Below are 18,493 nucleotides of genomic sequence, written 5' to 3' on the forward strand. Positions count from 1 at the left end.
TCGTCAGAGATCAAGAACCAGGGGCAGCGGGCTACCGTCGGCTTTCGCCGGCACGGCACAGCAGATGAGTACTTTGTCGCCCTCCGGCAACTGCGCCGGTGGATTGGGGTAATGCACGGCACCGCTGACCAACCTGGCGGCACAGGTGCCACACGAGCCGCCACGGCAGCTGAACTCAGGCGTAAGACCGCGGCTTTCGGCCAGCTCTAGCAGGCTGCCGCTCTCGGGTTTCCAGCGTGCCTCGGTGGCCGAAGCGGAGAAGTACACCGGCACTGGTGCCGTGGCCGCCGGAGGCTGCTCCAGGGGCTGCGGCTGTTCGGTCTGCGAGCGGCGCAGGGCAGAGGGGCCGAAGGCCTCGGCGTGGATGCGCTGGTCGGGGATGTTGAGGCCGCGCAGGCCGTCATACATGTCCTGGAGAAACCCGCCGGGGCCGCACAGGTAGAAGTCGTAGTCGTCCAGTGGCAGCCGTGCCTTGACCTGCGCGAAGCTCAGACGGCCGGCCAACTGGTAGTCGCGTTCGAGTTGCGCATCGGCGCCGGGGCTGCTCAGGGCGCGGTGGATGTGCAGCAGCCCGGCAGCCTGCTGTTGCAGCGCCGTCAGCTCCTCGCGGAAAGGCAGGTCGGCGAGGCTGCGGGCGCTGTGGAACAGATGAATATGGCGCGCACGCTGATACTGCCGGTTCTGTGCCACCAACTCCCGGGCCATCGAGACCATTGGCGTGATGCCGACGCCCGCACCGATCAATACCACCGGCCTGGCGATGTCATCGACCAGTGTGAAGCTGCCCAGCGGAGCGCGCACCTCCAGTACGTCACCCACCTGTACGTTTTCGTGAAGGTGGCGCGAGGCCTTGCCCTGCAGTTTTACGCTGATGCGGATATGCCCGTCGGACGGCGCGCTGGAGACACTGTAGGTCCTGACCAGTGCTTCCGCCTCGCGGGTCACGATGCGCATCGGCAGGTGCTGGCCAGGGGCGAAAGGCACGGCAGCGTTGTCCAGTGGTTCGAGGAACAGCGAGCGGATGTCGCTGCTCTCCTGCTGGGCTCGCGTCACGCGCCATTGCTGCCACTGCCGGCGTTGCTCGTACTGGCGTATGCGCTCGTCGGTCTCCGCCCAGGTGCCGGTTGCCAGGCTGGTGGGGGCGTAGTCGTGAAACTGCCAGCGAATGCTCACGGCCGCCGGCCGCAGCACCACATGCTCGACCTCGACCGTCCACAGCCGCTCCGCACCCTCGAAGGCCTTGGTCAGCGGGCTGTCCAGCAGCAGCTCGGTGCGTCCGCTGAGTTGCAGCATGTCGCCGGTGGCGAAGTCGACGAAGAGCAGACCGGCGATCGGGTTGGTCTGCAGGTTACCCAGGGTGTTGAAGAACAGGTTACCGGCGTAGTCGGGAATGGTCAGACGGTTGCCTTCGACCTTGACGAAGCCGGCACGGCCGCCGCGATGGGAGACGTCCACCGAGCGGCTGTAATCGTCATGCTCGACGTAGCTGGCCACGAAGAAGGTGTCGGCGGCGCGGATCAGGGCGCTGCTTTGTTCGTCCAGACCCGCGAAGTCCTGGCGTGGTGCCTTGCCGCCCCGTGCGGTGACTCGGGTGTAGGAGCGTTCCTGGATGTACTTGGGGCAGTTGCCGTAGGAGTGTTCGACCTCCACCGCGAAGCCCGACGCCGAGGCTTGCAGGATCACGCCGTTGATGCGGTTACGCCGGCGCGTATGCAGCTCGACGCCAAGCATGCCGATAGCGCAGCCCGACCGCATCCCGGAGGCGGCTGGGTCCTGCGGGTCGGGGTGGCTGGCGAGGAACAGGTGCTGCGGGTCAGGCGAGGTGACGAAGCCTTCCGGCCCTTCGAGCAGGGTGGCACAGGGGCGGCCGTCGGCATCCACTGCGCCGACCACCATGAACGGCAGCTGCTGATAGAACTCGCGGTGCTGGTCGGGCATGTAATCGCGGATGACCTTCTGCCCGATCACTTCCATGCGCTCGGTGGCGTGCACGCTTTCCTGCAGCTGGCGTTCGCCGGCGTGCCAGGGCGATTTACGGTGCTTGGGCAGATGATCCATGGCGGCGCTCCTCGGAAGGGCCGCCGGGACCCCCCCGGCAGCCTGGTCGACACTCAGCTGGCTTGCAGACCTGCGGCGGTACGTTGCATCGGCACGAAGCCGGGCAGGGCTTCGATGCGCTGCAGCCAGGCACGCACGTTCGGGTAGGCCTCCAGCGATACGTTGCCTTCCGGGGCATGGGCGATGTAACTGTAGTTGGCGACATCGGCGATGCTCGGTTCGCTGCCCACGAGGAACGGGCGGGCCGCCAGTTCGCTCTCCATCACCTTTAGCAGGGCATGGGCGCGGGCAACGACCTCGTCGGCATTGAAGGCCGCACCGAACACCGTGATCAGCCGTGCGGCGGCCGGGCCGTAAGCGACCTGGCCGGCGGCTACCGACAGCCAGCGCTGTACACGTGCTTCCTCGAGTGGATCGTTCAGCTGCCAGCTACCGCTGCCGTACTTCTTCGCCAGGTAGACCAGAATCGCATTGGAGTCACTGATCAGGGTGCCGTTGTCATCGATCGCCGGCACCTGGCCGAAGGCGTTGATGGCCAGGTATTCGGCCTTCTTGTGCGCACCGTTGGCCAGGTCGACGAACACCTGCTCGGTGGGCAGCTTCAGCAGCGAGAGCATCAGCTCGACGCGATGGGCGTGGCCGGACAGTGGGTGGCGATAGAGTTTGATGGCGTTGGTCATGATCGTGGCTCCACAACTGGGTTGGATGGTCAGCGAGGTGTTTGGAGGGTGTTGCGCTGTTGGAGCCATGCTGCGCCTATGCAGAGGCGAGCAGAATCACCATGCTGGGCAATCCATAATTCCGTTTTTTGAAAGAATCGCGAGCGTGTCAGCCGCGGAAGGCGGGGTGGGCGCGCAGCCGGGGGGTGGCGAAGTCGATGAAACCGCGTACCCGCGCCTCGGCGCGGCGGCCATGGCGGTAGATCAGCTGCGCCGGCAGGCCCGGGCTGGCGAACGGCTGCAGTACCGGTTCGAGCAGGCCGCTCTGCAGCTCGGCATGGGCCTCGTAACTCATGCAGCGGATCAGCCCTAGGCCCAGTGTGGCGGCGTGGATGGCGGCACGCTGGGTGGTGCAGGTCAGCACTGGCATGGGCTTGACCAGGCGCGTGTTGCGCTCGCAACGAAATTGCCAGGGCAAGTCGTAACCGGGGGCCGAGGCGACCACCGCGCGGTGGGCCTTGAGATCATCCGGCGTCTGCGGCTTGCCCCATTGGGCCAGGTAGCCGGGCGCGGCGCAGACGATCGGCCTGACCTCGCCCAGGGGCTGGGCGAACTCAGACGAATTGGCCAGATGGCCCACCACCAGCGCTACATCGATGCCTTCCTCCAGCAGCTTGGGCATGCCATGGCTGGCGCGGGTGGCCAGGTGCACGTCGGGGAAAGCGTCGAGATAGGCGAGGGCGATGGGCGTGAGTACCTGGTGTTCCATCAGCAGGGGCAGCGCCAGCGTCAGCTGCCCGCTCGAGCAGGCATGCACGCCTGCCGCCGAGCGTTCGGCTTCTTCGGTCTGTTCGAGGATCTGCCGGCAGCTCAGGGCAAACTGCTCGCCGGCAGGGCTCAGGGTCACTCCGCGCGGGCCGCGAATGAGCAGGGTAGCGTTGAGGCGCGCCTCCAGAGCGCCGATGGTGCGCATGATGGTCGCCGCCGACAGTTCGAGTTGACGCGCGGCGGCGGCCAGGCTGCCGGCCTGCACCACGGCATCGAACACCTGCATCTGCCGATAGCGGCTCATGCCTCATGCCACCGTCGCTGACTGCAGCGCCGGGTCCTGCTGGAAGCGCCGGGTGCAGAGGTCGACGAACGTGCGCACCTTGGCAGATATCCGCTTGTTGTCCTGGTAGAGCACGTGCACCGGCAGCGCCGCGGTTTCGTAGTCCTCGAGGACGATCTCCAGCTCGCCCTTGGCTACCAGCTCGGCGACCTGGTACGACAGCACCCGCGTTAGCCCCCAGCCCATGCGCGCGGCATTGATCGCGGCCTGGTTGGAGCTGACCATCAGACGCGGCTTGGGATGCAGAGTGAGGGCGCCCTGCGCGCCGTTGAACTGCCAGTCGGTGAGCAGGCTGCTGGCCGACGACATGACGATGGGCGCGCTCATCACATCCTTGGGCACCTGTGGCCGGCCGGCGCGTTCGAGAAAGGCCGGTGCGGCGCAGATCACCGGGCGGATGGCGCCCACCCGGATCGCCTGCAGGCCGGTGTCGGGCAGCTTGCCGATGCGCACGGCCACGTCCAGGCCCTCGTCGACCATACTCACCAGGCGATCCACCAGCAGGGCGTTGATCGACACCTCCGGGTGTTCCGCGAGGTATTCGGTGATCAGCGGAATCAGGAACAGCTCGCCGAACATCACCGGCGCCGTAACGGTCAGGTTGCCCCGCACTCGGTTGCTACTGCCGGCGGCCAGTTCATCGGCCTCTTCCAGATCGAGCAGGATACGCTTGCAGTCATCCACATAGCGCCGGCCCGCCTCGGTCAGGCGCAGACTGCGTGTACTGCGGGCCAGCAGCAACGTGCCGAGGCGATTTTCCAGGCCGGCGATCACGCGGGTCACGCTCGGCGGCGACATGCCCATCAGCTTGGCGCCACCGGCAAAGCTTTCCGCCTCGGCGACAGCCAGGAGCACCTTCATCTCCTGAAATCTATCCAAACTCACCGCCAGTTTGCAGATTGGGTTGGTTGCCACAGCTTAGCGTTTGAAAGTGGTGCCCCAGTGGATAGTCGAAAAGCAACGCAGCTGGAGCGATTGTCACGGCGACGTCGAAACACGCTTCAGCAAGGACGATCTTCTGACCACGATCATGATCTACTGGGTTACGCAGAGCTACGGCACGTCGGCGCGTTACTACTACGAGGCAGCACACCATCCCTGGACGCCAGTGCACAATCGCATACCTGTAGTCGAGGCCCCAGTCGGTATTTCGGTGCTACCGGAGGAAATATGCAGCTCCCCGCGCCGCTGGGCTCAGCGCTACTACAACCTCATGCAGATGCGGCATCACGCTAGCGGCGGACACTTCGGGGCTTGGGAAGAACCGCAGGCCATCACCACGGACATCCGCGATTTCTTCCGTTCGCTGAATTGACCCCAACCGTTATGCTCACTTCCTCTGTGTGGCGGGTCTTAGCTCGGGGCCAGTCTACAGGGTCGGCAGAGGCAAATTAGCGCTGCCGTTCGCGTGTCGCGATCAGGCCCTTTGCATCAGATAGTAGGCCTGAAATATGGTCAATACGCTGACTTTCTAGCTTCTGCCGCTAGGTTGAAGCACCCACGGCTGTTTGTTGCCAGACCTTTTCCGCGCACAGAGTTTATCCAAGAGGTCACAGGCGGACTTGAATGTACTGTGAAGGTCCGGGTCTATGAGGAATACACCGGCCGCAGAGGCGCTCGTGCCGTGAATCGCGCTTTTTTCGGCTTCGCGTGAGCGAACTGGGAGGGCACCAACTTTTTCAACAGAATCTGCCAATTTCACTGGCATCTCCGGGTCGACTTCTGCCAGTCACGGCCGGCGCAGACCCGCCAAAAGCAGCCGGTTAAGTGAGCCTCGAAAACCTGGGTAAACTCACCATTCTTGCTCGATACTACTTATTCCCGATCTTTCGTTGAACGGATGAGATTTCCCCGCAACTTCACAATTGCCTTTTGCAATTGCACGAAGTCCTCGGGATCAAGACCAGTTTGTGGGAAGTTATCTTCCGAGAGGCCTTCACGCAGTTTACGCCCCTCTTCTGTGAGACTGATCCGCACCTGGCGTTCGTCTTCCGGGTCGCGCTGGCGCAGCAAATAACCCATCGCTTCCAACTTCTTCAGGATCGGCGTGAGGGTGTTAGATTCGAGGAACAGCTTTTCGCCGAGGCTGCCAACGGTCTGGTTATCTTCCTCCCACAGCGCAACGAGCGTGATGTATTGCGTATAGGTCAGGCCGAGCCGTTCGAGCATCGGCTTGTAGGCCTTACCAAAAGCCAAGTTAGAGGAATAGACCGCAAAACAAAGGAAGTCAGAAAGCTTCAGATCGAGTGTGACTATCTTTTTAGTGGATTTCATGAGCACTCCCTGTGGCCAAAGACGGATGGCTTGCATGATTAAACTGTACATCGCATGCGATGGTATCGGAAGTGCCGCCCCTTTGGCAGTCGTTATCTGAACGCATCAGATCTGTAGAGATCGAAGACCGGCTCATCAGGGATGACCCTAACGAGCCGGCTGTGCGGGGCGTTAAGCGGTAAGGACGTTGATGGCAACGTCAATGTTGCCGCGGGTTGCCTTGGAGTACGGGCAGATCGCGTCAGCGTTGTGTGCCAGTTCGGTCGCCACTTCGTGCGACAGGCCTGGCACGCTTAGGGTCAGTCGGGCCTGGAGGAAGTAGGCTGCACCGGTCTGGCCCAGGTCCACTTCGATGTCGACGGCCGTATTGGTCGGCAGCGTCACCTTCATCTGTTGGGCGGCCAGACCCACCGCTGCGATGTAGCAGGCCGACCACGCCCCGGCGAACAGTTGCTCGGCTTTCGGGTGTGGCTGGACGGCGGTGAATACGTGTGCCGGTGTGGTGCTGCCGGGCGACGACAGCTCAATGTCGAGGTTGCCGTTATGGCCGCGTGACGTATTGCCGGCGCTGTTACGGGTGGTGTGGGTTTTGCCGCTGGCCAGTACTTTTTCGATTTTGCTCATGATGATTTCCTCAGGTTTGCAAGGCTTGTGATATGTATGCGATTAAATCGTATACGATATGTGTGATGTGTCTAAACTTCACGCCGTGATTACGTTCAGGGCAACATCGATATTGCCGCGTGTGGCTTTGGAGTACGGGCAGATGTAATCGGCGATGTGCGCCAGTTCTGTCGCGACATCGTGTGCCAACCCCGGCACGCGGAGGGTCAGTCGCGCCTGAAGGAAGTAGGCCGAACCAGTCTGGCCCAGGTCCACTTCGATGTCGACGGCCAGATCAGCTGGCAACACGATGTTGCGTTCCTGGGCGACGAGCCCGACTGCGGCGGTGTAGCAGGCCGACCACGCCCCAGCAAACAGTTGCTCGGCTTTCGGGTGCGGTTGGGTGGCAGCGAACAAGTGCGCCGGTTGGGCGGAGCCGGGTGACGACAGTTCGATGTCAATGCTGCCGTTATGGCCGCGCAGGGAGTTGCTTGCGCCACTGTGGGTGGTATGGGTTTTGCCAGTAGCCAGTACTTTTTCGATCTTGCTCATGGAAGCTTCCTCGGACTGATATTTTTTGCGATAAAATCGCATGCGATATTTGTGGTGTTAAAAGCTGCCGCTTATCAATCGCTTGGTGCATTGATCCAGTTGTTGCGGTTGTGGCCATAGGAAGCGCGATCGTTAGAGATGCACATCTTTTGGCTGCTTCCGTTGTTCATGGCTGAATCTCCAAGCGGTAAGGTTGTGGTGGTTTCTTATCGCCAGCGATCAAATCGTACGCGATTTGTTGATACTCTCCCAAGGACCCAATGCTGTCAAATATTTTTTCACGCCTCGATGACGAGCGGTAGGCGCGGAACCGACCCTGCCCCCACTCAATAATCAGGAGTAGGTGCATGGGCTGCTCGAAAGCATGCGCTCCTCCCACCTGACGAAATTGTAGTGGTCTACTGATTCCGGACACCGATTTAGGCGAAAATCCTCGCCGTGAGAGAGGTGTCTGATGAGCAAGCAACGACGTACGTTTTCCGCCGAGTTCAAGCGAGAGGCTGCGGCTCTGGTGCTGGATCAAGGCTACAGCCATATCGAAGCCTGCCGTTCGCTGGGGGCGGTGGATTCGGCCTTGCGCCGTTGGGTGAAGCAGCTCCAGGCGGAGCGCCAAGGCGTGACCCCGAAGAGCAAGGCGCTGACGCCCGAGCAGCAGAAGATTCAGGAGTTGGAGGCCCGGATCAACCGGCTGGAGCGGGAGAAAGCGATCCTAAAAAAGGCTACCGCTCTCTTGATGTCAGACGAACTCGATCGGACTCGCTGATAGACCAGTTGAGTGAGCAGGAGTCGGTAGAACCGGTCTGTTCAGCTTTCGATGTGGCGCAGTCTTGGTACTACGCCCACCGTCTTCGACGGCGTCGTGTCGATGCTCGCCGCGTTGCGCTACGCAGCCAGGTCAACCAGTTGTTCAGCCAGAGTCGAGGCTCGGCCGGCAGCCGCAGCATCCTGGGCATGCTGCGCGAAGACGGCGTGACGATTGGTCGTTTTCGCGTGCGTCGGTTGATGCGTGAGTTAGGCCTGGTCAGCAAGCAGCCGGGTTCGCATGCCTATAAACAGGCCACAATTGAACGGCCGGATAGCAGGAGGGGCTGGTTGGTAATCGATATTCGCTGAGCGAGCTGGGTTGGCTGTAGTGATTGCGAAATTGGCTCTAGTGTCGCACTGGCAAGTAGATGGCCATGCCAGCTTCGGAGGAGTGGGGGAACAAATGGGGGAACAACTCACATTGTGGTCGCGAGAGGCTCCATATTTTCTGGGCTTCAGGCAATAAAAAAGCCGGCTTGTGGCCGGCTTCTTATTGTCTGTAATGCCTGTAAATACTGCAGATTAAGCGTGTGTGTCGATTTATCCCCCCACTTATCCCCCCATGATTCGCGTGCGTAGCCGCAAGCTATTCATTTTGTAGCGGGGCGGGGCATCCAAAAAAAAGCCTCCTTGCGGAGGCGAGTGAGTCTTGCGAAGTGGAGGCTCTACTTCAGGCCAAACTGCTGTATTGCATGTTCGCGCAGGCGGCCTTTCTGGACTTTGCTGGAGCCAGTCATGCCAATGCTTTCGAAGTCCTCTACGATGGCCAGGAAACGCGGAACCTTGAAGTTGGCACATCGTTGCTTGCAGAAGCAGATGAGCTCATCCGAGGACGCTGAGACACCTTGCTTCAAGGTGACGTATGCCGCTGGCACTTCCCCCAGTCGGGCGTCGGGTACACCGATCACTTGCGCCAATTCGACGGCCGGGTGCTTCAGCAGCACTTGTTCCACTTCAAGCGGGGACACGTTTTCGCCACCGACACGGAACATGTCTTTGAGTCGCCCCACAAAACGCAGGCGTCCATCGGCGGAAAGTACGCCAAGATCCCCAGTGTGCAGCCAGCCGTCACGCAGGGCCGACGCAGTCTGTTCGGGCAGCTTGTAGTAGCCCTTCATGAGACTCCAGCCGCTGGCGCAAATCTCGCCCGGCTGGCCTGGCGGCAACGCCTCGCCGGTAGCCGGGTCGCGGATTTCAATCTGCAAACCTTTGTGGGGCTTCATGGAGCCGTCCAGGCGATATTCGAGCGGCTCGCGATAGTCGGAGATGACAATGTTGGGAGATGCTTCGGACAGGCCATAGGCATTGCAGATCTCCGCTGCTCCCATCTTGTCGACTACATCCTGGAGGATCTGCGGGCTGGCAGCGGCCCAGCCACCACGCAGGTATAGTTTTTTCTCTTCGAAGCTCGGGTCGGCGAGCAGCATCAGGAACATGGTGTCGTTGCCTGAGGTCAGCGTGCAGCGTTCCCGGCTCATGATCTCCAGCGCCTGTGCGGGGTCGAAGGTGGCAGCGGTTACCAGGGTAGCGCCATGCACCAGTGCCACGAGCAGCGACATGGTGCTGCCGGCCACATGGTAGAAGGGGCGGGGACTGAAGTAGCGGTCTTCGTGACGCACGCCCATGCGTTCCGCCACGGACTTCGCGACACCCAACATGGAAGCATGGCTGAGCATCACGCCCTTGGGAAACGCGGTGGTGCCCGAGGTGAACTGAATTAACAGGGTATCGTCCTGTTGCACCCGGTTACGTGCCTGGCCCAGTTCTGCAACGCCAATACCCTTCCCGAGACTGAGGAAACGCTCTTCGCTTATAGCGCCTGCCGGAACGTTCTCCCCAAATACGACCACGTGTCGCATCAGGGGAAGGGCCTTGCCGGGAAGCGTTTGGTCGATAGCAGGCTCGACTTCGCGGAGCATGGCGCTGAAGTCGATCTTCCCCAGGAAACGGTCGACACAGAAGAGGGCGCGCACGTCCTCGTGGGCCAGGCCGTAGCCAAGTTCCTCTGTGCGGAAGCGGGTATTGAACGGCACGCAGACAAGTCCGATTGAGGCTGCCGCATACCAGATCACTGCCCACTGCACGGAGTTTCCCATCAACACGCCAATATGATCGCCGCGCTGGAGGCCCAGGGCGATCATGCCCTTTGCCGTGGTCTCGACCTGCTTGAGCAAGGCGCTGTAACTCAGGCGGCCGTCTTCGGCTACCAGCGCATCATTGTCCGGATGTCGGCTGGCGACGTCCCTGAGGACTGACCAGAGCGGACCGGGAAGCGGAGAAGCGAATGCAGTCATCATTTGTCCTCAGGAAAACGAAGTCATGCCGGCACGCCAGGTGCCCTGGTTGAGGTTTTCCTCGATCGCGAGGATTTCGTGAGCAAGTGCGCCGAAGCGGGTGTCGTCGACACCCCGGTCAATCGTGCGCTTGGCGCTGCGCATGGCTGCGCCAGGTGCTGCAGCGATGCTCCGAGCCAGCTCCATGACGAAGTCGGGGAATTCCTCGTTGGGGCGTACCTGGTTGACCAAGCCAATTTCGACGGCTTCCCACGCAGACACTTCGCGGCCGGTGAACATCAGCTCCTTGGCGATACGACGGCCGACGATGCGTGGCAACCGCTGGGTAGCGCCAACGGTGCCCCAACGTGCCTCCGGGTAGCGGAAGCTGGCCGCCTGGCTGGCAATGATGAAGTCGCAGGCGCCGGCAATCTCGCAGCCCGAGCCCACGGCCGGTCCCTCGACGACGGCGACAACTGGCATCGGCAGTTCTTCAATGGCTGCGTACACCGCGAAGGCTTTGATACGCCGCGCCCGGATCTGGTCCTCGTTCATCTCTTTGCGTTCTTTCAGATCGGCACCGGCGCAGAACACAGGGCCATTGGCGCGGATAAGGACCACATGAACGTCCTGGCGTGCGCCGACTTCACGAATGGCGGCATGCAGGTCTTGGCAGAGCGCGGTATTTAGGGCGTTACGCGCTTCAGGGCGATTCAGAGTGATTGTGGCAATGTTTTCGTCGAGGGACAGGCTTACGCTGCCCAGTTCCAGAATTTGCATGTTCAGATCGCTCCGTCAGTGCGCAGTGCTTCGATTCGCTGGGGGCTGTAGCCCAGGCCAGACAGAACCGATTCGGTGTGCTCGCCCAGCAGTGGTGGGCGGCTAGGGGCCGGATTCTCCAGGCCATTGAACTGGAAGGGCAGGCGGATCGCCGGGAAGCGCCCGCCCTCCGGGTGCTCGAACTCGCTGAACACACCGCGGGCGTTCAGGTGGGGGTCTACCACCACCTCGTCCAGCGTCTTCAGTGGGCCTGCCGGTACCCCGGCAGCGTCGCAGGCGGCGCAGAGTTCGTCGCGAGTCATACGCCCTGTGGCTTCGCTTAGGGCTGCCATCACCTCGTCGCGGTGCAGGACGCGGCCGCTGTTGACCTGCAGCCTCGGGTCCTGAGCCAGATCGTTGAGCCCCAGAAGTTCGCACAGTGGGTGCCAGTGTTGATCGGCACCTGTGATGTGAACGAAGCCTCCGTCAGCGCAGCGGAAACTGGCGGAGGGCACACGGCCCGGGTGCTCGGTGCCGAGGCGCTCCGGCACTTCGTCCAGCGCGAAGTAGCGGGCCGCGGCGAGCGCCAGCAGGCTGATCTGGCCGTCTAGCATCGAGAAGTCCAGATAGGAACCAGCACCGTCGTGCCCCCGGCCTTGGAGCATCGACACGATGCCAAGTGCAATCCAAAGGCCGGAGCTGAGATCCGAGACCGGGATGCCGGGCTTGACCGGCCCCCCGTCCTTCTCGCCGGTCAGGCTCATGATGCCGCTCATGGCCTGGAAGACAGTGTCGTAGCCTTTACGCTTCGCGTAGGGGCCGGTCTGGCCGAACCCCGTACACGACACATAGATCAGCCGCGAGTTGACTTCCTTCAGGCTGGGCCAATCGAGCCCATAGCGTTTCAGAGTACCGACTGGGAAGTTCTCCAACACCACATCGGCGCTGCTGACGAGCTTACGAACGACCTCCTGGCCGTCGGCGCTGCGCAGGTTAACGGTGATGGACTCCTTGCTGCGGTTAAAGGCGTAGAAGTACGCGCTGCGTTCATGGCCCAAGGCTGCTGCCAAGGCATCTTCATCCAGTTGGTCTCGGACCAGTTCGTCTTGACCGACGAAGGGTTCGTAGCCGCGGGTTTCGTCGCCGCAGACCGGTTGTTCCACCTTGATGACCCGGGCTCCCAGTTCAGCCAGGATCATCCCGGCGAACGGGCAGGCCAGCACCCGAGCCAGTTCGATGACGGTAATTCCTTCCAAGGGTTTCATGCGACCTGCTCCTTCTGCCGGAAGGCGCGCATCTGGGCGTTCAGCTGCTGGCCCAGCTTGAGCCCTTCGCTGAAGGGGAGCTCCGCCACCTGGTGGAAGATCTTCTTGGTGGCCTGCATGGCGTTCTGCGGGTGCGCCGCCAATGCGAGTGCCAGCTCCTCGGCTTCGGCCAGCAGTTCATCGTCTGGCACTACGCGGTTCACCAGACCCAGCTTCAGAGCTTCTGTTGCATCGACCGTGCGACCAGTAGCCACCAGCTCAAATGCCGCCTTGCGGCCTACGTGCTCGACCAGGCCTGCCATGACGATGGCAGCGACAATCCCATGTTTCACCTCGGGGTAGCCGAAGCGTGCCGATTCGCTCGCCAGTGCGAGGTCGCAGGAGATCGCCAGTCCACTGCCGCCGCCCATCGCGTAGCCGTTCACTGCCGCGATCACCGGCTTGCTCATGTGTTTGACCAGCCCTTGGAGTTCGGTGGTAAGGGCGGCACGGCGATCCACCAGTTCCTGGTTGTCCGGGGTCAGCACTGCGAATTCGCGGGTGTCGGCGCCTGCGCAGAAACCGCGCCCGGCGCCGGTGACTATCACCGCGCGCACGGCTTCGTCGGCATCAGCTGCCTTCAGTGCTGCTACCAGGCCTTCGGTAAGGGCGAAATTCAGCGCATTGAGTTTGTCGGGACGGTTCAGCGTGATGGTCTGGACGCCGTCGGTGGTCTGGGTCAGAACGACTCGCTCTTGGGTCATGGTGCAGGCTCCCGTCAGGATTGCATGGCGCGCAGGCGGGATAGTGCCTGCTCAAGTTCTTCGATCAGCGAATGCATGATGGCGCTGGCGGGCAGCAGCTCGCGGACAAGGCCGGCGGATTGGCCTGCTTCCACTTTTCCGTTGCCGATGTCGCCATCAAATGACGCTTGCTTAAGGCTTGCGGAGGCCAGCAGGGCCTCGTACGCAGCCGGGTCGCGTTCGGGGAGACCTTCGCGCTCGGCGTTCGCCACGCGTTCCGTGAACGCATTGCGAAGGCTGCGGACGGGGAGCTTGCGTCCTACGAGGACGGTTTCATCAATCTCTGCCTCCAGCACCCGCTGCTTGTAGGCAGGGTGCAGGTTGGCTTCTTCGCTGAGCATGAATCGGGTGCCGAGCTGAACTGCGTCGGCGCCAAGGGCCAGCAGGGCAGCGATGCCGTAACCATCGGCAACACCACCACCGGCCACGACGGGAATGCTGACTTCCTGGAGCACCCTACGCACATTCACCAGGGTGCTCACTTCATTGGCCGGTGGATGGCCGCCAGCTTCGCTTCCTACGACTACCAAGCCGTCGACGCCGACTGCACTGGCCTTGATCGCGTGCTCGACGAAGGCGACAACGTGCAGCCAAGTAGCGCCGTAGTCTTTGAAGCGTGCCAGATGTGCCTTCGGTGAGCCCTGACTGGCGATAATCACCGGGACACGTTCGGCGACCAGCAGATCCAGAACTTCTTCAGCACCCTTGCGGTAGAGAGGCATGTTCACCGCAAAGGGCTTGTCGGTAAGTGCTTTGACCTCACGAATTGTCTCTGTGAGATCCGGCAGGCGCATGGGGCCCGCCGCGATGACGCCCAGACCGCCGGCGTTGGAAACTGCTGCCGGCAACGCCGCGCAACTCGATGCCCAGCTCATGCCAGCCTGAACGATCGGATAGGAGATACCCAGCAAACGGGTCAGACGGGTATCGATAGGCATCGATCAGTCCTCATGGTCTTCATCTTCAGGGTGGTCGTAGGGGGTGTGCTTCTTCAGCTCGCCGAAGTAGGCCAGGCTGTTGGCGTAAACCCGCTGCATCAGGGCCTTGAGTTGCTCGCGTTCCTCACCGGACAGCCCGTCAAGCATCGCTTCGTTACGGGCCTGGGAGTCATTGAGGATGCGGCGCACCAGGTCTTTGCCTTCAGGGCTCAGGCACAGCAGTGCACTCCGCCCGTCCTCAGGGTTTGGTTGGCGCTCAATCAGTTCGCGTTTGCTCAGGTTCGTCACCAGACGGCTCATCTGGCTCTTGAGCACGCCAGCGTGCTTCGCTACTCGAACCAACGGGGCTTCGCCCAGATAGTCGAGGATCGCGAGGGTCCGCCATTCCAGCACCGTGAGGGAGAAGTGCTGGGGAATCACCAGTGCCGCGATGCGGCTGGAGAGTCCCGCCAGCCGCTGCAGTTGCACGGAGAACAGGTCGCGCATGTCCGTGAATGCTTCGGTATCGCGTTTGACTGCGGTCGCTTGTTTTTTCATGGGGTCACCTGTGAGTGGTTCCTGTCATCAGTGCCTCATTGTTCTGGACTACCCGGCCTTGCTCAACGGCTGAATCGCGACTGAGCGACAAGTTTCTCGAGCGTGGCATCCAGGCCCTTGGCGAATGCGTCCAGTACCAGATCGACTTCGGCCTCGGAGATGATCAGCGGCGGGGCAAACACCACCGAGTCGTTGAGGGCGCGAGCGGTCACACCGTTGGCTTCGGTTTGCTGCGAAACGGCCAGACCGACTTTCCATTCCCTGGGGAAGGCGGTTTTGTTCGCTTTGTCCGCAACGACTTCCACACCCCACATCAAGCCTTCGCCACGCACTTCGCCCACCAGCGGATGGTCGGCCAGCTTGCGAAGGCCCGCCCCCAGTCGGCTACCAACGCGCTGGGCATGCTCAGGCAACTGGCGCTCCTGATAGATGTTCAGGCACTCGAGTGCGACGGCTGCTGGAACCGGATGCCCGCCGTAGGTGTAGCCATGGCCGAACACGCCGATCTTCTCGCTTTGGCTCTTCATGGCCTGGTAGATGCCTTCGGAGATCATCAAGGCGGAGATCGGCAGGTAGGAGGCTGACAGCGCTTTGGCGCAGGTCAGCATGTCCGGTTTCAGACCGAAGGTCTGCGAACCCCACCAGTTGCCAGTGCGCCCGAATCCACAGATGACTTCATCGGCCACCAGCAGGATGCCGTGGCGCTTGAGTACGACCTGGATCTTCTCGAAGTAGCCGGCTGGCGGGGTGATGACGCCACCAGTCCCCATCAGGGGCTCAGCGAAGAAGGCAGCGATTGTGTCTGCACCTTCCCGCTCGATCAGTGCTTCCAGTTCCGCGGCAAGTCGAGTGGAAAATGCTTCTTCGCTCTCTCCCGGCAGGCCTTCCCGGTAGTAATGGGGGCAAGTGACATGGAGGAAGCCGGGCAGGGGCAGCCCGAAGTCCTGGTGCAGGTGCGGCAAGCCGGTGAGGCTGGCGCTGGCCACTGTAGTGCCGTGATAGGCACGGTTGCGGCTGATGATCTTGCGCCGCTGGGGCTGGCTGACTGCACTCCAGTAATACCAGGCCAGCTTGATCGCGGTGTCGTTCGCTTCGGAGCCGGAGCAGGCGAACAAGACCTTGGACATCGGCACTGGTGCGAGCTGGATCAGACGCTCGGCCAACTGAATCGCCGGCTCGGTGGCGCGATGGGCGAAGTTCTGGTGATAGGGCAGTTCCTGCATCTGACGCAAGGCCGCTTGTACCAGTCGCTCTTCGCTGTAGCCCAGGGCCGCACTCCACATGCCCGACATAGCATCGAGGTAGCGCTTGCCCTTGTCGTCCCAGGTATAGACCCCCTCGCCACGAACCATGACGGTCGGGCCTACCTGCTCGTGGACCGCAAGGTTGGTCTGGCTATGGATGTGGAAAGCGATATCAGCTGCGTGCAACGAGTTTGACATGGCAATTGCTCCTATTCGGACCGGCGATTGGGCTGCTCGCTGAGAAGCCCTGTTCGTTCAATATGGTTGACAATGTGAATCATGTGGTTCATGTTGTCAACCATCTCAGGGGCCAAACCGGCGATAGAGATGGCTGGCGGACAGAAGGCACTAAAGACCCGCTCCCGATGCCGCAACAGGATGTAGCTTTGAGAATTACCGCTGCCTAAGAACAAGTCCCGCGCCTTCTAGGCGCTAGAAATAGGAGCTGGAAAATGATCGATACACTCCCCTCACCCAAGGCGATCCGACTCTTCCTGGGCGCCATGGCTGTCAGTCTGGTCGCGCCCGTGATGGCTGCCGACGAACAGACAGTTACTGTGGCCGGTTATGGCGGCAATCTGCAGGACGCGTTGATCCAGACACTGTGGAAGCCCTCGGCAGAAAAGGCCGGCCTGACCCTGCGAACTGAATCGCATGATGGCCAGCCGTCCGTCCGTTTGCAGGTGCAGTCCGGAAAGCCGAGCTGGGATGCCATTCATATCGGAGCCAATGACTGTGCGGCGCTTTCCGAGCAGGGCATGTTCGAGCCGCTGGATTTCTCTGTCATCGATGCCAGTGGCATTCCCAGCCGCGCTCGGGGCAAGGACTGGATTGCGACCAATAGTTACTCGGTGGTGATGGGCTGGCGCACCGACAAGTTCAAGGAAGGGCCGAAGAACTGGCAGGAGTTCTGGGACGTAAAGAAATTCCCCGGACGTCGCGCATTGTCGGTAGCCCCGGATGAAATGCTCGAAGTCGCCCTGTTGGCAGACGGCGTGCCGCGTGACCAGCTCTACCCGCTGGATATCGAGCGCGGCTTGGCTTCGTTGGAGAGGATCAAGTCGGATGTTGCGGTTTGGTGGACGTCTGGCGCTCAGTCTTCGCAGCTGATCAAGGACGGAGAGGTCGACCTGATTGCCATCTGGAGTAGCCGCGTCGACTCCGTCGTGAAGGATAAGGCCCCGGTTGCCTACACCTACGATGACGGGCTGCTGGGCTATGGCTGCATGGCCATCTTGAAGGGGGCGAAGAATGTCGCCGCCGCCCAGAAGCTAATCGCTAATACAGTCTCCGCCGATATCCAGGCACGTATCCCGACCATGATGGGCTACTACGGGCCTACCAATAACCAGGCCTTCGAAAAGGCCAGTTTCTCAGCGGACATTCTGAACCAGTCGAACATGTCGCCTGCCAACCGCGCCAAGCAGACCATGATGGATCCGCGCTGGTGGGGGCAGCATGTCACTGAGGTTCAAGAAGACTACAAAGAACTGATCGCACAATAGTTCTGGATTTGCGGAGGTCGGAGTTATGCAAGGCAATATTGCGATTCGGGATGTCTACAAGGGCTACGGTTCATTCATCGCAATCGATCATGTGTCCCTTGATGTGCATGCCGGTGAGTTTCTCACTCTGCTCGGTCCTTCGGGGTCGGGAAAGACCACGCTGCTCAATGTGTTGGCGGGATTCATTCGCCCTGACTCGGGGAGCATCAAGGTTGACGGAGTCGAGTTTCTCACTCGACCTCCGCACAAGCGCGACGTGGGCATGGTGTTCCAGAACTACGCGCTGTTCCCGCATATGACGGTGGCGGAAAACGTCGCCTACCCACTGCGCTTGCGCAAGGTGGGCGGCGCCGACCGGGTCAAGCGGGTCAAGGCGGCGCTGGAAATGGTGCAGATGGACCATCTTGGTGAGCGTGGAATCCACCAGTTGTCCGGTGGACAGCGTCAGCGCGTGGCCTTGGCCAGGGCAATGGTGTTCGAGCCGAAAATCCTGCTGATGGATGAGCCGCTCTCGGCCCTGGACAAGAACCTGCGTGAACACATGCAACTGGAGCTCAAGCGGCTCCATGCACGCTTGGGCATGACCACCATCTATGTCACCCACGACCAGAAGGAAGCGCTGACGCTTTCCCATCGTATTGCCGTACTGAACAAGGGAAAGCTGGCCCAGCTGGATACGCCCGATGCGTTGTACGAGCGACCGACGGACCGCTTCGTCGCCGGGTTCATTGGTGAAAGCTGTTTCCTGGAAGTTGAGGAGGGGAGCGGTGGCGTATTACTGCAGGGGCGTCCGTTGAAACTGCCTCAGGGAACGGCCACTCGACACCCGCAGAAGCGCTTCCTGATGGTGCGACCGGAACGTCTGCAGTGGCAGGTCAGCGGTGATGGTCATGCGATGAACCGGATCCAAGGGACTGCCCGGGACGTGGTCTACCAGGGGGACAGCTACCACGTTGGCCTGGTTCTACCGGATGGCACGGAGCTGACTGCCAGACACCAAAAAGGATTCCGGGATGTTCCGGTACCGGTGCCGGGAGCACCGGTCGAGCTCTGGTTGCACGCTGAGGACACGCTGTTGGTGGCGGAGTCGGCATGACTTCCGATCACGATCATCCTCACGCGCTTCGAC

Annotated in this window: 17 protein-coding genes and 1 pseudogene; 4 read left to right on the forward strand and 14 right to left on the reverse strand. The window is 61.5% G+C overall.

Annotated features, from left to right (window positions below):
• Nucleotides 1–3: 3 nt before the first annotated feature.
• From OXH74_RS11635 to OXH74_RS11650, 4 genes are all read right to left on the reverse strand, one after another.
• Nucleotides 4–2,058 (reverse strand): pyridoxamine 5'-phosphate oxidase family protein, encoded by a 2,055-nt coding sequence (locus tag OXH74_RS11635; RefSeq protein WP_375741309.1) that lies wholly within the window; start codon nucleotides 2,056–2,058, stop codon nucleotides 4–6.
• Nucleotides 2,059–2,111: 53 nt separating this feature from the next.
• The gene (locus tag OXH74_RS11640; protein ID WP_375741310.1) at nucleotides 2,112–2,738 is read right to left on the reverse strand and encodes a glutathione S-transferase family protein; all 627 of its coding nucleotides are present in this window, start codon (nucleotides 2,736–2,738) and stop codon (nucleotides 2,112–2,114) included.
• A gap of 148 nt (nucleotides 2,739–2,886) precedes the next feature.
• Nucleotides 2,887–3,789 carry a LysR family transcriptional regulator gene (locus OXH74_RS11645; RefSeq protein WP_375741311.1) on the reverse strand — a complete coding sequence of 301 codons (903 nt, stop codon included), beginning with the start codon at nucleotides 3,787–3,789 and terminating at the stop codon, nucleotides 2,887–2,889.
• Between the two features lie 3 nt (nucleotides 3,790–3,792).
• On the reverse strand, nucleotides 3,793–4,689 hold the full coding sequence (locus OXH74_RS11650; RefSeq protein WP_375741312.1) for a LysR family transcriptional regulator: 897 nt from the start codon (nucleotides 4,687–4,689) through the stop codon (nucleotides 3,793–3,795).
• A 64-nt stretch (nucleotides 4,690–4,753) separates the two neighbouring features.
• Between OXH74_RS11650 and OXH74_RS11655 the strand changes: the two genes are divergently transcribed.
• On the forward strand, nucleotides 4,754–5,143 hold the full coding sequence (locus tag OXH74_RS11655; protein ID WP_375741313.1) for a hypothetical protein: 390 nt from the start codon (nucleotides 4,754–4,756) through the stop codon (nucleotides 5,141–5,143).
• A 500-nt stretch (nucleotides 5,144–5,643) separates the two neighbouring features.
• Here OXH74_RS11655 and OXH74_RS11660 read toward each other — a convergent pair whose 3' ends face one another.
• The 3 genes from OXH74_RS11660 to OXH74_RS11670 all read right to left on the reverse strand — a co-directional run bounded on the left by OXH74_RS11660 (nucleotide 5,644) and on the right by OXH74_RS11670 (nucleotide 7,257).
• On the reverse strand, nucleotides 5,644–6,102 hold the full coding sequence (locus tag OXH74_RS11660) for a MarR family winged helix-turn-helix transcriptional regulator (RefSeq protein ID WP_375741314.1): 459 nt from the start codon (nucleotides 6,100–6,102) through the stop codon (nucleotides 5,644–5,646).
• A 171-nt stretch (nucleotides 6,103–6,273) separates the two neighbouring features.
• Nucleotides 6,274–6,726, reverse strand: a complete 453-nt coding sequence (locus tag OXH74_RS11665; RefSeq protein WP_375741315.1) for an Ohr family peroxiredoxin — start codon at nucleotides 6,724–6,726, stop codon at nucleotides 6,274–6,276.
• Nucleotides 6,727–6,804: 78 nt separating this feature from the next.
• Nucleotides 6,805–7,257, reverse strand: a complete 453-nt coding sequence (locus OXH74_RS11670; protein ID WP_375741316.1) for an Ohr family peroxiredoxin — start codon at nucleotides 7,255–7,257, stop codon at nucleotides 6,805–6,807.
• A gap of 454 nt (nucleotides 7,258–7,711) precedes the next feature.
• Between OXH74_RS11670 and OXH74_RS11675 the strand changes: the two are divergent.
• A pseudogene (locus tag OXH74_RS11675) lies at nucleotides 7,712–8,334 on the forward strand (transposase); the annotation flags it as partial.
• A 392-nt stretch (nucleotides 8,335–8,726) separates the two neighbouring features.
• On the opposite strand, the gene OXH74_RS11680 reads toward OXH74_RS11675, so the two are convergent.
• From OXH74_RS11680 to OXH74_RS11710, 7 genes are all read right to left on the reverse strand, one after another.
• On the reverse strand, nucleotides 8,727–10,358 hold the full coding sequence (locus OXH74_RS11680; protein WP_375741317.1) for an AMP-binding protein: 1,632 nt from the start codon (nucleotides 10,356–10,358) through the stop codon (nucleotides 8,727–8,729).
• A 6-nt stretch (nucleotides 10,359–10,364) separates the two neighbouring features.
• On the reverse strand, nucleotides 10,365–11,114 hold the full coding sequence (locus OXH74_RS11685; protein ID WP_375741318.1) for an enoyl-CoA hydratase/isomerase family protein: 750 nt from the start codon (nucleotides 11,112–11,114) through the stop codon (nucleotides 10,365–10,367).
• A 2-nt stretch (nucleotides 11,115–11,116) separates the two neighbouring features.
• Nucleotides 11,117–12,358, reverse strand: coding sequence for a CaiB/BaiF CoA transferase family protein (locus OXH74_RS11690; protein ID WP_375741319.1), 1,242 nt, complete (start codon nucleotides 12,356–12,358; stop codon nucleotides 11,117–11,119).
• Entirely contained in the window at nucleotides 12,355–13,101 is a 747-nt protein-coding gene (locus OXH74_RS11695; RefSeq protein ID WP_375741320.1) for an enoyl-CoA hydratase/isomerase family protein, read from the reverse strand. The genes OXH74_RS11690 and OXH74_RS11695 overlap by 4 nt, the downstream gene beginning before the upstream one ends.
• Nucleotides 13,102–13,115: 14 nt before the next feature.
• Entirely contained in the window at nucleotides 13,116–14,078 is a 963-nt protein-coding gene (locus OXH74_RS11700; RefSeq protein ID WP_375741321.1) for an NAD(P)H-dependent flavin oxidoreductase, read from the reverse strand.
• 3 nt (nucleotides 14,079–14,081) lie between these two features.
• Complete coding sequence (locus OXH74_RS11705) at nucleotides 14,082–14,615, reverse strand: MarR family winged helix-turn-helix transcriptional regulator (protein ID WP_375741322.1); 534 nt, start codon at nucleotides 14,613–14,615, stop codon at nucleotides 14,082–14,084.
• 62 nt (nucleotides 14,616–14,677) lie between these two features.
• Nucleotides 14,678–16,057, reverse strand: coding sequence for an aspartate aminotransferase family protein (locus tag OXH74_RS11710; protein WP_375741323.1), 1,380 nt, complete (start codon nucleotides 16,055–16,057; stop codon nucleotides 14,678–14,680).
• Between the two features lie 254 nt (nucleotides 16,058–16,311).
• Here OXH74_RS11710 and OXH74_RS11715 point away from each other — a divergent pair, with 254 nt between their 5' ends.
• On the forward strand, nucleotides 16,312–17,364 hold the full coding sequence (locus tag OXH74_RS11715; RefSeq protein WP_375741324.1) for an ABC transporter substrate-binding protein: 1,053 nt from the start codon (nucleotides 16,312–16,314) through the stop codon (nucleotides 17,362–17,364).
• 25 nt (nucleotides 17,365–17,389) lie between these two features.
• Complete coding sequence (locus OXH74_RS11720) at nucleotides 17,390–18,460, forward strand: ABC transporter ATP-binding protein (RefSeq protein WP_375741325.1); 1,071 nt, start codon at nucleotides 17,390–17,392, stop codon at nucleotides 18,458–18,460.
• The last annotated feature ends 33 nt before the right edge of the window (nucleotides 18,461–18,493 follow it).

The organism is Metapseudomonas boanensis, from assembly GCF_042232855.1.
Taxonomy (GTDB): Bacteria; Pseudomonadota; Gammaproteobacteria; order Pseudomonadales; family Pseudomonadaceae; genus Metapseudomonas; species Metapseudomonas boanensis.

Excerpts from the sequence above, each read along its gene's own strand:
- OXH74_RS11635 (WP_375741309.1), bottom strand. The coding sequence starts at position 2,058 with ATGGATCATCTGCCCAAGCACCGTAAATCGCCCTGGCACGCCGGCGAA.
- OXH74_RS11640 (WP_375741310.1), bottom strand. The coding sequence starts at position 2,738 with ATGACCAACGCCATCAAACTCTATCGCCACCCACTGTCCGGCCACGCC.
- OXH74_RS11645 (WP_375741311.1), bottom strand. The coding sequence starts at position 3,789 with ATGAGCCGCTATCGGCAGATGCAGGTGTTCGATGCCGTGGTGCAGGCC.
- OXH74_RS11650 (WP_375741312.1), bottom strand. The coding sequence starts at position 4,689 with ATGAAGGTGCTCCTGGCTGTCGCCGAGGCGGAAAGCTTTGCCGGTGGC.
- OXH74_RS11660 (WP_375741314.1), bottom strand. The coding sequence starts at position 6,102 with ATGAAATCCACTAAAAAGATAGTCACACTCGATCTGAAGCTTTCTGAC.
- OXH74_RS11665 (WP_375741315.1), bottom strand. The coding sequence starts at position 6,726 with ATGAGCAAAATCGAAAAAGTACTGGCCAGCGGCAAAACCCACACCACC.
- OXH74_RS11670 (WP_375741316.1), bottom strand. The coding sequence starts at position 7,257 with ATGAGCAAGATCGAAAAAGTACTGGCTACTGGCAAAACCCATACCACC.
- OXH74_RS11680 (WP_375741317.1), bottom strand. The coding sequence starts at position 10,358 with ATGATGACTGCATTCGCTTCTCCGCTTCCCGGTCCGCTCTGGTCAGTC.
- OXH74_RS11685 (WP_375741318.1), bottom strand. The coding sequence starts at position 11,114 with ATGCAAATTCTGGAACTGGGCAGCGTAAGCCTGTCCCTCGACGAAAAC.
- OXH74_RS11690 (WP_375741319.1), bottom strand. The coding sequence starts at position 12,358 with ATGAAACCCTTGGAAGGAATTACCGTCATCGAACTGGCTCGGGTGCTG.
- OXH74_RS11695 (WP_375741320.1), bottom strand. The coding sequence starts at position 13,101 with ATGACCCAAGAGCGAGTCGTTCTGACCCAGACCACCGACGGCGTCCAG.
- OXH74_RS11700 (WP_375741321.1), bottom strand. The coding sequence starts at position 14,078 with ATGCCTATCGATACCCGTCTGACCCGTTTGCTGGGTATCTCCTATCCG.
- OXH74_RS11705 (WP_375741322.1), bottom strand. The coding sequence starts at position 14,615 with ATGAAAAAACAAGCGACCGCAGTCAAACGCGATACCGAAGCATTCACG.
- OXH74_RS11710 (WP_375741323.1), bottom strand. The coding sequence starts at position 16,057 with ATGTCAAACTCGTTGCACGCAGCTGATATCGCTTTCCACATCCATAGC.
- OXH74_RS11715 (WP_375741324.1), top strand. The coding sequence starts at position 16,312 with ATGATCGATACACTCCCCTCACCCAAGGCGATCCGACTCTTCCTGGGC.
- OXH74_RS11720 (WP_375741325.1), top strand. The coding sequence starts at position 17,390 with ATGCAAGGCAATATTGCGATTCGGGATGTCTACAAGGGCTACGGTTCA.